Source organism: Jeotgalibacillus aurantiacus, from assembly GCF_020595125.1.
GTDB lineage: Bacteria > Bacillota > Bacilli > Bacillales > Jeotgalibacillaceae > Jeotgalibacillus > Jeotgalibacillus aurantiacus.
This window is the reverse complement of sequence record NZ_JACNMS010000001.1, coordinates 163,592-179,102: the sequence shown is the minus strand read 5'-3', so window position 1 is coordinate 179,102 and position 15,511 is coordinate 163,592. Positions and strand designations below refer to the sequence as shown.

The 15,511-nt window shown below is 43.5% G+C and carries 13 protein-coding genes; 11 read left to right on the top strand and 2 right to left on the bottom strand.

What is annotated here, in order from left to right; translation table 11 throughout:
• Positions 1-73 precede the first annotated feature (73 nt).
• Positions 74-1,387 (bottom strand): acetamidase/formamidase family protein, encoded by a 1,314-nt coding sequence (locus H7968_RS00830; protein ID WP_227394363.1) that lies wholly within the window; start codon positions 1,385-1,387, stop codon positions 74-76.
• A 253-nt stretch (positions 1,388-1,640) separates the two neighbouring features.
• Here H7968_RS00830 and H7968_RS00825 point away from each other — a divergent pair, with 253 nt between their 5' ends.
• The 3 genes from H7968_RS00825 (at position 1,641) to H7968_RS00815 (ending at position 4,347) form a co-directional block, all read left to right on the top strand.
• Complete coding sequence (locus H7968_RS00825; RefSeq protein ID WP_227394362.1) at positions 1,641-2,867, top strand: C40 family peptidase; 1,227 nt, start codon at positions 1,641-1,643, stop codon at positions 2,865-2,867.
• 44 nt (positions 2,868-2,911) lie between these two features.
• A complete protein-coding gene (locus H7968_RS00820; RefSeq protein ID WP_227394361.1) occupies positions 2,912-3,493 on the top strand; it encodes a hypothetical protein in 582 nt (193 codons plus the stop codon).
• A 71-nt stretch (positions 3,494-3,564) separates the two neighbouring features.
• A complete protein-coding gene (locus H7968_RS00815) occupies positions 3,565-4,347 on the top strand; it encodes a transposase (RefSeq protein ID WP_227394360.1) in 783 nt (260 codons plus the stop codon).
• A 72-nt stretch (positions 4,348-4,419) separates the two neighbouring features.
• Here the strand turns inward: H7968_RS00815 and H7968_RS00810 are convergent, their stop codons facing one another.
• Positions 4,420-5,121, bottom strand: coding sequence for a response regulator transcription factor (locus H7968_RS00810; RefSeq protein ID WP_227394359.1), 702 nt, complete (start codon positions 5,119-5,121; stop codon positions 4,420-4,422).
• A gap of 264 nt (positions 5,122-5,385) precedes the next feature.
• Here H7968_RS00810 and H7968_RS00805 point away from each other — a divergent pair, with 264 nt between their 5' ends.
• From H7968_RS00805 to H7968_RS00770, 8 genes are all read left to right on the top strand, one after another.
• A complete protein-coding gene (locus tag H7968_RS00805; protein WP_227394358.1) occupies positions 5,386-5,904 on the top strand; it encodes a GNAT family N-acetyltransferase in 519 nt (172 codons plus the stop codon).
• Positions 5,905-5,916: 12 nt separating this feature from the next.
• Entirely contained in the window at positions 5,917-6,429 is a 513-nt protein-coding gene (locus H7968_RS00800; protein ID WP_227394357.1) for a phage tail protein, read from the top strand.
• 13 nt (positions 6,430-6,442) lie between these two features.
• Positions 6,443-6,964, top strand: a complete 522-nt coding sequence (locus H7968_RS00795) for a phage tail protein (protein ID WP_227394356.1) — start codon at positions 6,443-6,445, stop codon at positions 6,962-6,964.
• Between the two features lie 10 nt (positions 6,965-6,974).
• Positions 6,975-7,508, top strand: a complete 534-nt coding sequence (locus H7968_RS00790; protein WP_227394355.1) for a phage tail protein — start codon at positions 6,975-6,977, stop codon at positions 7,506-7,508.
• A 19-nt stretch (positions 7,509-7,527) separates the two neighbouring features.
• Entirely contained in the window at positions 7,528-12,369 is a 4,842-nt protein-coding gene (locus tag H7968_RS00785) for an InlB B-repeat-containing protein (RefSeq protein WP_227394354.1), read from the top strand.
• 182 nt (positions 12,370-12,551) lie between these two features.
• Positions 12,552-13,061, top strand: coding sequence for a competence protein ComK (locus H7968_RS00780; RefSeq protein ID WP_227394353.1), 510 nt, complete (start codon positions 12,552-12,554; stop codon positions 13,059-13,061).
• A 542-nt stretch (positions 13,062-13,603) separates the two neighbouring features.
• Positions 13,604-14,071: a sigma-70 family RNA polymerase sigma factor gene (locus H7968_RS00775; RefSeq protein WP_227394352.1), complete on the top strand. Its 468-nt coding sequence runs from the start codon at positions 13,604-13,606 to the stop codon at positions 14,069-14,071.
• Positions 14,072-14,197: 126 nt separating this feature from the next.
• Positions 14,198-15,508 carry a hypothetical protein gene (locus H7968_RS00770; RefSeq protein WP_227394351.1) on the top strand — a complete coding sequence of 437 codons (1,311 nt, stop codon included), beginning with the start codon at positions 14,198-14,200 and terminating at the stop codon, positions 15,506-15,508.
• The last annotated feature ends 3 nt before the right edge of the window (positions 15,509-15,511 follow it).

Sequence of the window (15,511 nt, the reverse complement as noted above, 5' to 3'; positions counted from 1 at the left end):
GGGACGGAGCGGGCGTTCCTTTTCTCCAGCTCTGTCCCCTGTTTTTAAAAAAGGATCAGGCGCTCCGTCCCCCTTAAGCCCCTGGGTACTGCCTCTTCACCTCATCCAGTAGCCCGGCCTTCTCCAAATAATGCTCCGGTGCAAGGAAGGTAATCGTGACAACACCCGGATTACGACCGATTTCGATGGAGCCGGTGATGGTGGTGCGGTTCATGATTTCAGGGACGGTGACGCCGAAGAGGTCGGCGGCGCGCTGCAGTCCGTTGTCTGTTGCCAGGTTCAGGTTGGAGCCGGTTCCAATGATTGATACTGGCAGTGATTGTTCAAGCTGTTCGATGTTCCATTGAGCTGCGAGTGCTTTTGCAGAGGCGAGTTCTTCTTTTGTAAATGGCTTTGCTGTGTATGGAAGATCGTCCTCATTTGGCAGAAGGATTGGACCTTTTAGATTAGCTTTTTTGATGACGTGAACCTGAAGATGGACGATGCCTGCTACATCAGCGGTGTGACCTGCAATTTCGCCGTCACCCTGCATCGCGTGCATGTCACCAAGATACACCCCGCCACCTGGCACTTTAACCGGACAGATAATCGTTGCACCGGCTCTGACACGGCTGATATCCATATGGCCGTCCGTACGGTGTTCATCAAGCTCGTCCTGCGTGACCACATAATCATGCGGCGCACCAACGAGGAACGATCCAAAGTCTCCGGCATTATGAGAGTCAGGGATCGGTCGTGAGGGCGTTGTGCCCAACTGTCCTAAAAATGGGCGCATTCTTGCCACCACACCAACGAGATCATGAGGAGCAAAAGTTACAATCGGATTCTGGATCGAGTTCTCAGGCGTTTTCATATACGCTTTTCCATCACGTGCGATGGTTTTCGCGGCTTCTTTACTAACCGTTACCCCGACATCGCCGTGCTCACTGAAGCTGATCGTATACCCATTTGTAAATACGAAAGGCGTTACGTCCGCATGACAGTTTGCACAGCGGATGGCTTCCTGACCGATTCCTTCAATCACCGTATCAGGATACATCGTACCGCACTCCGGACATTTCACGGCAACAAAAGGATCACCGAGAAACCGTCCTTCTACCGGAGCATCATTACCTGAAGAAGTCGCAAGTGATGTGACATTAATGGAATGAATCTTAATCACAATCGCATCACCAGGCTCTGCACCTTCAACAAATACAGGTTTCGTTACTTCGTGACCCCCGCGAATGCAGGGAGTAATCATCGGCCCCCAGCAGCCTGGCGCCGTATTCGCAATAATATGTCCGCCATCCTTGACCGGTCCAAGCATCTCTTTCGCAGGATCCAGTACCCCATCAATAAAAGAATTCACCAAAAGAGTATCCGTTGCTTTTCTCTGTTCACTCATTTGTCTCTCTCCTTTTCTGAAAATTCACTCTTATTATACACCTTGAGGGGCTGGGGGGACGGAGCGGGTGTTCTTTTCGTCGAAAAAGAACACCCGCTCCGTCCCCCTGCTTTATTTTGTAATACTTTTGTAATACAATTATAATAAAAATCAAAGTAAAATAGGATGAAAGATTATTTTGAAAAATGAATCAATAGATCGCAATGAAACTTGGACAGCTTTTTAATTGGATGGGAAAAGGAGAGTGTGCAGGTTGAAAAAGTGGTTATATGCGTTTGCAACGACTGCGACTGTGACAGCGTTTGGCGTCGGGATGGAAGACGAGGCGGCTGCTGAGACTTATAAGGTTGAGAATGGGGATTCGCTGTGGAAGATTGCAAATAAGCATAATGTCACAGTTGATCATTTGAAAAAGTTGAATAACCTGACTTCTGAACTCATTTACCCAAATCAGGTTTTATCGGTGAAGGGGGCTGCAGCAGCTCCTGTTCAAAATAACACGCCCGCTCCTGCGCCGGTCAGGCAGTCAGGATCAACGTATACTGTAAAATCTGGAGACACACTTTCAGCGATTGCATCAAAGGCTGGTATGTCTTTTCAAGATTTAATGAAATCGAATAATCTCAGCTCTCATATTATTTTTCCAGGTCAAGTACTTTCTATTAAAAAAGGAGCTCCGGGTAATGCAGGATCCTCTCCTCAAACTCCGATTGCGACTAAACCGAAAGAAAGTATTTATACAGTTCAACCTGGAGATTCATTGTCCAAAATTGCGATCAATCATAATATCACCCTGGCTAAATTAATGGACCTTAACAATTTAAGTGGTTCACTTATTTACGCTGGTCAAAAACTAAAGATTGCAGCGGATGCATCTGTAAATAATCCGCCTGTCACTGCACCATCCGCACCGCCAATACAATCGACGGTGGAATATATCGTGAAAAGCGGTGATACATTAAGTAAAATCGCTCTTTCACATAAAATATCTTTAGCAGAATTAAAAACGATTAATGGTTTAACGTCTGATATTATTTTTGTCGGACAGAAGCTAAAGCTGAAAGGCAATTCGCCTGGTGCGCCCGAACAGATTTCTAATCCCGCTGTGCCGATTCAAGGAGCAGCTTCTCTATTAAAAGAGGCTTCTGCATTATTAAATGTTCCTTATGCCTGGGGTGGAAGTTCACCAGATGGGTTTGACTGCAGCGGTTTTATTTACTACGTATTCCAAAAAGCCGGATTTTCCGTTACGCGTACAAATGCGGTGGGGATGCATGCGAGATCTTTTGAAGTCAGTGCACCACAACCGGGTGACCTAGTGTTCTTCGAAAACACCTATCGCAGCGGCATTTCCCACGTTGGCATTTATTTAGGTAATGACCAGTTCATCCACGCAAGTGATAAAGGAGTAGAAATCACAAACCTTAGTCATTCTTATTGGTCTACTAAATTTGAAAGTTTTAAGAGATTCTATAATTAAGAGCTGCTGATGCAGCTTTTTATTTTCTTTTGGGGGTGGTCTTGATGTCCTTTTTTAAAAAGCAGCAATCCCTTGAACCAGTTGAAATGAATCAGGTCCAAACGGAGAAAGATCGCCTGTCTGCCATGATCGAAGACGATGTTAGCAGACAACTTCGTCAAATTAATCACGTTGAATTAATTAAATTAGTAGAAAATAAGCAGACCCAGCTAAACTATATCTATTCTGAACCGGATGATTACAAGCATGAATTACTGAAAAAAATCGTTTTTTATATTGAAATGATCAAGGAAATCGAATTTCATTTAGCTGAATGTCTGAGACAAAACGAACACCTTGCCGATCTTCAGGAATTTAAACGAAACCTCACCAGTCATATAGAAACACACATCCAAAATCATTATGACACCTACTTCAAGCGCTACCTCTCATCAGATCAGGGTCTCAAAGGACTCGAAAAAGAATACCGCGAAACCCTCATGCTATATCAGCTCCTCCTGCTCCTGCTGCCACATTATGCAAAAGCACCTATCACAGTAAATGACGAGATCCCAAAACGATGGGTCGTGAGAAAAATAAAAGAGGAGTGCAAGCGGGTGGTGGATGAGTGGCTTTACATCATCTAGGGGACGGAGCGCCTGTTCCTTTTTCTAAAAAGGAACAGGCGCTCCGTCCCCCAAAAAAGGAGGTTTTTAAAATGCCAAGAAAACCAAGAAAAAAGAGTTCAACAGGTATGTACCATGTCATGCTGCGCGGTATTAATTATCAGTGGATTTTTCATGATGAGCAGGATCGCCGGAAGTTTTTGGAGATTCTAGTGAAAGGGAAGCTTGATAAGGGGTTTAAGTTATATGCGTGGTGTTTAATGGATAATCATGTTCATCTTGTGCTCGAAGAAGGAGAGCTAACGGTCTCAAGATTGATACAGAGGATCGCCTGTAGTTATGCGATGTATTACAACTGGAAATACCAGGCGAGCGGTCCAGTGTTTTATGACAGGTTTAGAAGCGAAACGGTGGAATCAATTAGATATTTATTCACGGTCATCCGTTATGTTCACCAAAATCCTGTAAAAGCAAATTTAGTAAAGCGACCCTCCGAATGGGACTGGAGCAGCTGTAAAAGCTATTACGGGCAATACGATTATTTTTCATCTCTCGTCAACAAACAAGAAATATTCCACCATTTTTCCGATAATCCTGACCTCTCATTTCAGAAATTCAAAGAATACAACGAACAAACAACTCCTGACGAATGCCTCAAGCAACCTGTCCTTACCAAAAATCCACTCACTGACGAGCAGGCCTTACACGAAATGAAACACTACATCGGAAAACTTCCCCACACTCAAGTCAAAAATCTCCCGGTCGAACAACGCAATCAGCTCATTGCTCAACTCAAACAAATTAAGGGAATCAGCCAACGGCAGCTGTCGCGGATTTTAGGTGTTTCGGTTGGGTTGATTAGAAAGGCGAGATAGGGGACGGAGCCGATGTTCACTTTCACCGGCTCCGTCCCTGTGCTCCAAAAAAGGAACACTCGCTCCGTCCCCCTATACTCCAAGTTCATACCCCACACCCCTAACAGCATTAATCGTAAATGTACCAGGTGCTGCAGTTTCAAGTTTTTTTCTAAGGTGGCTGATGTGGACTTTGAGGGTGCGGGTGTCGCCGAGGCTGTCGGTTCCCCAGATGGTGGTGTAGAGGTCTGATTGGCTGATCGGCTGGTTGGGCTGACGGATCAGGGTGGCCAGGATGTGGAATTCTTTTGATGACAGGATGATTTCTGTTCCGTTGATGTCGGCTTTTTGGTTTTGGAAGTTAAGTGTGATTGTGTGAAACGATTTGTTAAGGGAGATTGTGTTAGCTGTTTTGGCTGCCTGTGAATGATATTGTGAACGTCTTAGAGTTGCTCTGATTCTGGCTGCTAGTACGTTTGGATCGGTAGGTATGATGATAAAGTCATCGGCACCCATATCAAGGCCTCTGATTACTTCGGTGCCGTCATAAAGCGGGCTTATGAAAATAATAGGTATGATGGAAGTGGATCTAATTTCTTTGCACCATTCAAATCCAGAATCATTTTTTGCATCAACTATAATCAAAATCAGCTTTAAATCGAATGTTTTAAAGACCTCTTTTATCTGAGTCATGTCTTTCACCGTGATGGGAATAAAGCTATGTTCATGCATAATAGGGCTAAGGAAATCAAATGTTCCCTGACCTGATGTCAAAACCAGAATATATGAATTCATTATTTCACCCTCTTAAAGTAAATTAAATCCACTGTACACTCATCAGTATTTTATTACTTTAATCAACCCTCATCAAAGTGTTGTCTCACACATTTCTGTATTCATTCATACAATGATTTATTTCCTTATTATTTGGTTAAGAAATCTTAACCTGAATATTGAAAAAATTAGTGGTTTGATACTTTAATCCTATTTTATAATCAGAGCATAAGGTTTGCAATATTTGTTTGTAGTTGTAAATGAGAAGGGGGTTAATCCTTAATTGTGATCCGTATCTCTGAATGTCCAGACAAATTTAATGGGCAACATGCGATTCAGCTGATCGAAGCCGAAAATCATCATGATCCTTTCTTATACGCGCTTTTTGCTTCCACCCGGATGGGAGAAGTGAGCAGTTGGCAGTGGTCTGATGAAATGGCAAGCCATTTTTTAAAAATGCAGTGGCAGGCTCAAAAGCTATCGTATCAACACCAGTTTAGTAGAGCAAAGAACTTTATTGTGCAAATGAATACTGATCAAATCGGTAGGCTTATGGTAAACGAAGATGATAGTTCAATCCAACTGATCGATATTGCAATTATGCCTGATTATCAGAATAAGAAATTAGGCTCTTTTATGATTGAACTCGTTCAAATGGAAGCACAGAGCAAAGGTAAAGATGTTCGTTTAATGGTTAAACGCAATAATCCCGCATTAAAGCTTTATAAACGGTTGGATTTTTTTGTAATAGAGGAAAATAGCCTCGATTTAAAAATGGTCTGGAGATCTTCAGAAAATAGATGAGGAGGAAATGAAATGGCTGAAGCTTACGTAGGAGAAATCAGAATGTTTGCCGGAGATTACGCGCCGCAGGGGTGGGCAATCTGCAATGGGCAAGCACTGCCGATTAGTGATAATGAAACATTGTATTCACTAATTGGAGTTACATATGGAGGAGATGCGCGAACATTCTTTAACCTTCCTGATTTACGTGGAAGAGTGCCCATCCACAGAAATAATGTGTATTCTCCAGGAATGAACGGAGGAGCGGAAAGCGTGACACTGACTGGCAGCCAGCTACCTTCACATACTCATCTGGCCCAGGCGAATAAAACCCAGACGAATGCTTCTTTAAGTAATCCTGAAAACAATGTATGGGGCTATACAAGCTTTGCAAATTATCAAAAGGATAATATTACACAGCAGGCTGGTATGAGAACTGACACGATTTCCAATTACGGTGGAAGCCAGCCACACTCAAATATCATGCCGTCTTTTACCGTTAATTTTATCATTGCATTAAATGGTCTATATCCAACTGACTATTAAAGGAGGAAGAAGCATGGGAGAACAATATGTAGGAGATATTCAACTCTTTCCATATCAGCGTGGAATCAACGGTTGGGCAGAATGCAATGGACAACTGCTGTCTATCCAGTCAAATCAGGCTTTATATTCAATAATCGGCACAATGTATGGTGGAGATGGTAAAACGACATTCGCGTTACCTGATCTCAGAGGGAGAGTACCGATGCACAGAGGTCCCTTAAACCCGCAAGGAACATCAGCTGGTGAAGATCAACATACATTAACAGTCAATGAAATTCCGAATCACACGCATCAGGTATTTGCTGATTCCGGAAGAGCGAATCAGCTGTCTCCTGCCAATAATATATGGGGAACAGTATACAGCTCGGATACATCCACTGATACGGTAAACGCCTATTCGGCAAACGGGGATACAGTAATGAGTGACGAAGCGATTGCCACTGCGGGTGCAAGCTCACCTCACACAAATATGCAACCTTACTTAACCATGATGTACTACATAGCATTAAACGGCTATTATCCTTCGAGAGGTTAGGAGTGAAAGTATGAATTCATACCTTGGAGAAATCAAAATCTTTTCAGGCACTTATGCACCACAAGGATGGGCTTTTTGTGACGGATCACCATTGAATGTGAATCAATATCAGGGGTTATTTAGTGTGATTGGATCTGTTTATGGTGGAGACAGCAGGACATACTTTAACCTTCCTGATTTAAGAGACCGTGTGCCGGTTCAACAGGGTCAGGCAACCGGTGGAACAATCTACTGGAAAATCGGTGATAAAAAAGGAGATCCAACAGTAACATTAAATGAATCCCAGACACCCCTGCATAATCACATCCCACAAAGCTCTGCATCAACTACCGGTGTATCAAGCCCTGAGCAGGCGATCTGGTGTACAGAAAGTGGGAGAAGCAGAAAACCTTATAAGTCGGGCACGGACACCAAAGTGTCGATGAAAGCAGATGCGTTGAATCCGGTTGGCGGAAATCAGCCGCATAACAACCAGCAGCCTTATCTTGCATTAAATTATATCATTTGTATAGATGATGGAATTTACCCAATCAGAGAACAGTAAAGGAAGGGAGCATCACAAAATGAACAAAAAGAAGTTTCGAGTATATGTCATGCTAATGTCCCTTGTGCTGCTTTTTGTTCATTCATTTAGTGTGCCGCAAAACGTTGCGGAAGCTGCTATGGAGCCAGGGACATTGGTGGGGCAGGTGTCGGTTGGGCGTGAAGGTGATCTTGCTGCTCTTCAAAATGTTTTAGATGTGAGTTTGGGTGGATCAGAGCCTTCACCAGAAGATTTTTGTTGTTATGCTTACTTGAAATTCTATGCTCCACCGAGTATGGACTACTCTAATGCAGTTTTGAGGTTAAACATTTCTGAAGATCCGGTTTACAATACAATTATAAATCCTGGCGGTTCACTTACTATGGAAATTCGTGTAGGCGGCAATGATAACTGGGTCACTGACCAGATAATAAATTCGCATCCTGATATCAAACCTAATAGTGCAAGTATTTTTAAAACATTTAATCATGGTGTATCAGGTCCTGTTGAAATTAATATAGGATCTTTATTTACACAAGAGAATATTGGAGATGATGATTACATTACATTAGTGCTTACCCCACAGGTATCAAGTTTTACTCCCGATGAATATTTAACATTCATTGCAGGAAATCTCAATACTAATACTGGTCCGGTACAACTAACCGGCATCTCACCAGGAGACACAATACCACCAACTGTATCTAATCCTGCCATTTCATCTTCAAACATCACATCCACCACGGCTTCCCTCAACTGGAACGCAGCGTCGGATAATGTGACACAAGCAGCGAATCTGGAGTACCAGCTTTACCAATCAACATCAAACAACCTGGACACGGTACAAAATATTGAAACAAACGGTACCTCAATTGGCAATTCTGAAGCGAACAAGCTTTCAGCGAGTCTTACCGGGTTAACGCCGAATACAACCTATTACTATAATGTCATTGTAAAAGATGCGGCCGGTAATAAATCAATTTACCAAGCTGTCAGCTTTACAACAAAGAAGACCTGGTCCGTTACCTACAATGGGAATAATGCAGATTCAGGTTCTTTGCCTGTGAGCGCAACGGTTGAAGACGGTGCTTCCGTTTTAGTTTCCGGAAACACAGGGAACCTTGCGAAAGCCGGTCACACATTTTCAGGCTGGACCCTCAATCAGGATGGCAGCGGAACAGTTTATCAGAACGCTGATCAGATTACGAACATTCAGCAAAACATCACCCTTTACGCAAAATGGACGCCGCTTGCAACTTATTCAGTCACTTATGACGGAAATGGTTCAACTTCTGGCAGTGTTCCGGCTGATTCAGGTGCTTATAATCAAGATGCTACAGTCATAGTTGCAACAAAAGGATCAATGGATAAAGCGGGTTATGAGTTTACTGGATGGAACACGGCAGCGAATGGTTCAGGAACTGCATACGCTGCAGGACAAACGTTCCCGATGCCGAATACTGACGTTTCCCTTTACGCACAGTGGGAGCTTATCCCTACCTATACCATTACTTACAATGGGAATGGGAATGAAGGTGGGACTGTGCCTGCGCCTTCAAGCCCTTTCCCTGAAGGGGAGTCTGTCACGCTTGCGACTGAAGGTGACCTGCAAAAGTCAGGCCATTCATTCATGGGCTGGAATACAGCATCAAATGGATCAGGAACTGACTATAGTAGCGGTCAAACTATCCAGATGCCGCCCGCTAATGTGACTTTATATGCTATCTGGAAATCATCCAACGCCGATCTGATGGACATTACGGTGAACAACATGCACGTAGATGATTTCACTGCTGATACGCTTTCTTACAATCAATCCGTAGTCAATACAGTCGACTCGGCGGTAATCGACGTATTGCTTGCTGATCAGGATGCAACGGTAACGATTAATGGTCAGGCTGGAAATCAGCAAACCGTCCCTTTAAATGTTGGACTCAACACAATCAGCATTGTGGTGACTGCGCCTGATTTGACTGTCAAAACGTATACGGTTGTCATAGAGAGGCTTTCACCTTTATATGAGATTAGTTATAGCGATAACGGAGCCGTAGATGGTTCAGTCCCCGCGTCTGTTCAGAATTATGCCGGGCAGACTGTCACCGTTTCAGGGAATACAGGTTCTTTGGTAAAGACGGGACACGATTTCAAAGGCTGGAATACACAGGCTGATGGTTTGGGGACGACGTATGAACCAGGAGATACATTAATTGTTCCAAACGGAAATCTCACGCTTTATGCTAAGTGGGAAATCAAAAAGCACACGGTTACTTTTAACACGAACGGAGGAACCGGACCAGTCTCTCAAATTGTGAATGATGGCGGTGTTCTGCATGGTGACCTTACTGTTATCAAAGCAGGTCATACCTTTGCAGGCTGGTACACAGATCAAGCTTTTACACAATCTTTTGATCCAGGCACAGCTATTTATGCAGATACCGATCTGTATGCAAAATGGGATATTAACACCTATTCAGTTACTTATGTATCAAATGAAGGCACATTTGTCCCGGCTGAAACAGTGGACTATGATCAGACTTTTTCAGAGCCTACCAGTCCTGTAAAAGCAGGTCACACATTTGTCGGCTGGTACACAGATGAGGAGCTGACAACGGAGTACGATTTTGATACGAAAGTGTCGAGTAATTTGACGCTGTATGCGAAGTGGAGTATCAACACTTATGTCGTTACTTACGTGTCAAATGACGGCACATCTGTCACCCCTGAAACAGTTGAATATGATCAGACTTATACGGAACCTGAGAGCCCTGTGAAAGCAGGCCATACGTTTGTTGGCTGGTATACAGATGAACAGCTGACAATGGAGTACGATTTTGATACGGAAGTGTCAAGTGATTTAACCCTATATGCAAAATGGATGATTAATGAATATCAGATCATTTTTGATTTTAATTATGATGACCTGACAGAAACTGTTACAAAAGAGTATCATTCTATTTTGGAGTCTCCTGATGATCCATTACGAGCTGATTATATTTTCGGCAATTGGTTTACTGATCAGACATTTGAAACTCTTTTCGATTTTCCAACCCAGGTAACCGGGGATTTGACATTGTACGCACGATGGGACTATCTCGTGGAATTTGATACGAGAGTTGACCCTGAAGATGTACAAAGTCAATCCGTTATTCCAGGAGGAAAAGTAACGAAACCGGCTCATCCCGTTAGAACAGGTCACACATTTGTGGATTGGTATGTGAATGAAAATGATTCTGAACCATTTGATTTTGATGAAGTTTTAACTGGATCAGTCCGACTGATTGCCAAATGGACGCCGAATGAATACCAGGTTACTTTTGACTCGAAAGGTGGAAGTGATGTTTTACCTGTGAATGTTTTATTCGAACACACGCTGACTCAGCCAGCGAATCCAACCCGCTCAGGCTATCAGTTTGGCGGCTGGTATACGAATGACACGTTAACGTCACTATATGCTTTCACGACACCGGTCACGCAGAACTTGACTCTTTACGCAAAATGGAATCAAAACTCTGCTCCGGTACCTGGCCCATCACCGAACCCGGAACCTACACCTGATCCAAGCGTCGAAGAAATTGTCGTGGATGTAACGGATGGTTCAACCGGTGGTACGATTGTTCAAACGCCTATTAAGCGTTCCACCAATACGGATGGAACGAAAAGTGATGACGTGCTGCTTACACCTGAAAAGGTAAAGGAATTTGCTGAGGCAAGTACAAATAAAATCGCCCGGATCGTGATTCCGGATGCGAACGATGAAGTGATAGAAACAAACATCAGCATTCCAAAGGATTCCCTCGATAATCTCACACAGGATGATATCTCTGTTCAAATTGATATGAATGATGTCACTATTGATATTCCAGTTTCTTCTTTATCCGGGTTTACAGACGACTTATACTTCCGCGTGGTACCTGTAAAAGAGGAAAACGGTAAAAATGAGATAGAGGATCGGGCCAAACAGGAAGAAATGGTAAAGGAAACAGCTGGTGCTGGTGCAACGATTAAAGTATTGGGCCGTCCAATGACCATTGAAACAAACTTGCAATCTCGGCCGGTCACGCTGACATTGCCGCTCCCACAAGGAATATCCAATGGTCAGCTACAGTCGCTTGCCGTATTTATAGAGCACAGTGATGGCACAAAAGAAGTGATTAAAGGGGCCGTTATTGATCTTCCAGACGGACAGAAGTCAGTCCAATTTGAAGTGAACAAATTTTCTACCTTTACATTATTGACACTTGAGCTTGCTGATGTCCCAGACGAAGGTGAGGAGCCGACAGAACCTGAAAAGCCTGCATCTAATCCTTATATCAAAGGTTTTGAAGACGGCACATTCCGTCCGGAAGCGGCCATTACACGTCAACAAATGGCTGCCATGCTTGCAAGGCAGCTCACGCAAAGTAACGTTCCGGCTGCAAATGTCAGCCCATTTTCAGATCTAAAACGCGCATGGGCAGTTAATGAGATTGAATACGTGCGGGGAGCGGGTATCATGACTGGACACACAGCCAGTGAATTTCGTCCGCACCACTCCATCACACGTGCACAAATGGCCGCTATCGCCACGAGATGGATTGATCAAAAGTGCAGCGGAAGTAACACTTATTCTTTATGTGAAGCCTCAACGGAGACGTATCAATTTACAGATGTTCCGAAAGATCATTGGGCTTCTGAAATGATCGAACAAATCAGTCAGCTTGGCATCATGACAGGATACGAAAACGGGACCTTCCAGCCAAATGCACCACTTACCCGTGCACAGGCAGTCAAAGTGCTCAATCGCATCTTTGAAAGATTGCCTGAGGAAGGGAAAGAGCGTAAGTTTTCTGATGTTCCAGAATGGCATTGGGCGTTTGATGAGATTATGGAAGCTGCTAATTAAACTGGGGGACGGAGCGGGTGTGCAATTTCGCAGGCTCTGTCCCTTTATTTTTAAAAAAGAACACCCGCTCCGTCCCCCTCTTCAAATTAATTTACATATTTTTAAAAATATAAAAGGAATTTCAAAATAAATGTCGAAATACCTTCTTTGTGAGAGAAATCTCTCATAATAAGGAGGCCTGGATGGAGTATCCGGGTGCAAAAGGAGACGGATTCATGACAGGAAGTTCTACGTTAGAGCCTTATCGCGTAACGGAGACGACTCTTGCTCTGCAGTATGATTTTTCGATTGAGCATGAGACGGTTGCGTATGATCAAAACGGTGTTTTTCGCTCACCAAAATCGGCGAAGGATTTATTGAATGACCGCTGTCTGCAGGCTGGTGTTCTGCTTGAGGGCCGCATTGCTTCTGCAAAAGTACGGCACGGAATTCAGCACAAGGTACCACTGCTTGTTGACCCCTACACCGACATCTTGGCTTTCCCTACTCACTCTCCAACAAGTCCACACAACACCTGGTTATTCCTTAAACACATCGTTGACCTCATGAAAACGGATGATCCAAAGCAGGTAAAAGTATTATTTCGTAATTACGAGACGCTCACCATCAACTGTTCACCGAGAACAGCCATTAAACAATACGAGCGCGCAGCAAAGCTGTTTTACATGGATGTGTATCAGCAGCGGAAATAATTGTATATTCTCAGAAACCCTGCTTCTTTATTTGGAGCAGGATTTTTGAGTTTGTGAAACAACAAGAAATAACCTTTTTGATTCAGTTGCGGCTGGATGAATTGGCCAGCCCTTCAAAAGTGCATGCCGATCGTAACAATCATATTGTCAATAGACCGAAACTTTCTGTTGTTAGTAAGTCAATTAATGTCGATAGACCTTTTAAAAAGGCTGTCATTGTTGATAGTCCGACAATTCTTGTTGATAGGGACCTGAAAACTGTTGATAGCAGCTTGAAAACTGTTAATAGATCATCCTCGACCAGAACGAGAATTCTAACCCTAACACAGTAGAGTCATAGTCTGACCCTTTCTTAATACTAAAATGGATCATTTTTAACCCGCTATCTTCTAAACTTACACCATTTCCCCGCAAACGATCTGAATCAGCATCCTACACCCATCATTTGCAATGTTTACTCATTCGAGTTCCCTAACCAATTTTTCTATACTGAAACCACTCGAGAATACAAGGTGGACGCGCGTCTCCAATCGGAGATCAGTATGACATTTGAAGAGCGGTATGAACAGTTTCAGCCGATGATTTTTCATATGATGAGGAAGCTTCATATTAGACGGGATCGTGATTTGTATGAGCAGGAGGGGAGAATTGCGCTTTGGAAAGCGACCCAGCGGTACAGTCCTGAAAACGGTGAGTTTGCGCCATTTGCCTACCAGCTGATCCGCGGTCATATGCTTGACCTGATGCGAAAAGAAAATAAGATCGCTGAGCGGGAAACGGTCAAGTCAGATGAATACTGGCAGATGAACCTTGAGGCCATTCATGACAGGCTGCTTGAAATTGACATGCTCATGCCATATGCCGAGCTGCTGACCGATCACCAGAAAAAATGGTTCTGGCATACGTTTATCGACGAATTGTCCGTAAGAGAAATAGCTGAGCTGCATCAGGTTAGTATCTCGGCTGTGAAGAAGTGGAAGGGTGGGGCGCTCAGAAGGCTGAGGGAATAGGGGGACGGAGCGCCTGTGCCTTTTTAGCAGGTATGTCCCTCTTTAAAAGGGGGACATACTCTGTCGGCAATGCAATGACATGTTATACTGATTGTCAAACAGTGTAACGAGAAAGCAGGGAAGGTCGTGCTTGCATTTATCCTGATTGTTTTAATGTGTTTGTTTTACATAATGAATGAATTTTTATCCTTTTCTATCATTAACAGTATCTATCTCATCCTGACAGCTGGGGTCTTTATCCTGATGTGGGTTCGTTTAACCGGACTTACAAAAGTATTTACCATGATCCTGCTTGTGGCGGGCATGATGATTCACATATATACGGGTGATTTCATCATTGAAGGATTGACGCAAAACGTTCCACTTCTGGCGCTATTGCTATTAGCACCGCTATTGTCTGTCCCGCTCCGCCGGGAGGGATTGCTTGAAGGAGCGATTTCTCATCTGGAGCAGTATCAACATCATCCGAGGTATTTATTTTATGGCATTTCGTCGATGACCGCGGTTGTTTCGCCTGTGCTGAATATGGGCGCGATCCGGATTGTGAATGGACTGATTGCGCATATAAAAGCGTCGCCTCAGGTATTGTCGAGATCGTATTTCGTCGGCTTGACACCGGCCATGATCTGGTCTCCGTTCCTCGCTCCGGTAGGTATTGTTTTGTTTTATCTTGATCTTCAATACTTATCCTTTATGCCGCTTGCAGTGACTTTTGCGTTTCTTCAGCTTGTAATCGGTCTTCTGTTATTTCGTCCGGCAGGCAAGTTTCAAAAGGATGATTCAATGACGGCATTCAGTCGCAAAGAACGGCTAGATTTAATCAAAATTCTGGTGTTTGTTTTGATGATTTTAGGTATCTTGCTAGTTTCAGAGCAACTGCTGGATGAATCAATGCTGTTGCTTGTCAGCCTGATCAGTCTGATCGTACCGGGAATCTGGTTTGTGCTCCGGGCCACGAAGAAGATCTTTAAAGAAGAGATGAGTACCTTTCAAAACCGTCTTCAACATCAGTCGAAAAATGAAATTTGTCTGTTTTTGAGTGCTGGGGTTTTTGGAAATGCTGTGGCAGGAACAGGTGTGAGGACACTTTTAGAGGATGCGATGATTTACGCATCAGAATTCTCGTTAATATTTTTATTCTTATTCTTTGTACTGTGTGTTTCCATCTGCGCATTTTTAGGAATCCATCAGGTTATTACGGTTCCGCTGCTGATAACTGCTTTTCTATCAACAGGGTCAGATGTTGATCCGCTGCTCTTCGCCTTCATCTGCGTATTTACCTGGATGGTCGCATCAGCACTGTCTCCATTAAATGCACTGAATATCATCGTCAGTACAAGCGTTGAGCGGAGCGGGATGACCGTAGCTTATAAATATAATGGTGTTTATTTTTTGGTGATGATTGTGTTGGCGGGAGGATTTTTGATGTTGTTTTAGGGG

What these genes read in the sequence shown, in the direction of transcription:
- H7968_RS00830 (WP_227394363.1), bottom strand. Translation starts at nt 1,387, where the DNA reads ATGAGTGAACAGAGAAAAGCAACGGATACTCTTTTGGTGAATTCTTTT.
- H7968_RS00820 (WP_227394361.1), top strand. Translation starts at nt 2,912, where the DNA reads ATGTCCTTTTTTAAAAAGCAGCAATCCCTTGAACCAGTTGAAATGAAT.
- H7968_RS00815 (WP_227394360.1), top strand. Translation starts at nt 3,565, where the DNA reads ATGCCAAGAAAACCAAGAAAAAAGAGTTCAACAGGTATGTACCATGTC.
- H7968_RS00810 (WP_227394359.1), bottom strand. Translation starts at nt 5,121, where the DNA reads ATGAATTCATATATTCTGGTTTTGACATCAGGTCAGGGAACATTTGAT.
- H7968_RS00800 (WP_227394357.1), top strand. Translation starts at nt 5,917, where the DNA reads ATGGCTGAAGCTTACGTAGGAGAAATCAGAATGTTTGCCGGAGATTAC.
- H7968_RS00795 (WP_227394356.1), top strand. Translation starts at nt 6,443, where the DNA reads ATGGGAGAACAATATGTAGGAGATATTCAACTCTTTCCATATCAGCGT.
- H7968_RS00790 (WP_227394355.1), top strand. Translation starts at nt 6,975, where the DNA reads ATGAATTCATACCTTGGAGAAATCAAAATCTTTTCAGGCACTTATGCA.
- H7968_RS00785 (WP_227394354.1), top strand. Translation starts at nt 7,528, where the DNA reads ATGAACAAAAAGAAGTTTCGAGTATATGTCATGCTAATGTCCCTTGTG.
- H7968_RS00780 (WP_227394353.1), top strand. Translation starts at nt 12,552, where the DNA reads ATGGAGTATCCGGGTGCAAAAGGAGACGGATTCATGACAGGAAGTTCT.
- H7968_RS00775 (WP_227394352.1), top strand. Translation starts at nt 13,604, where the DNA reads ATGACATTTGAAGAGCGGTATGAACAGTTTCAGCCGATGATTTTTCAT.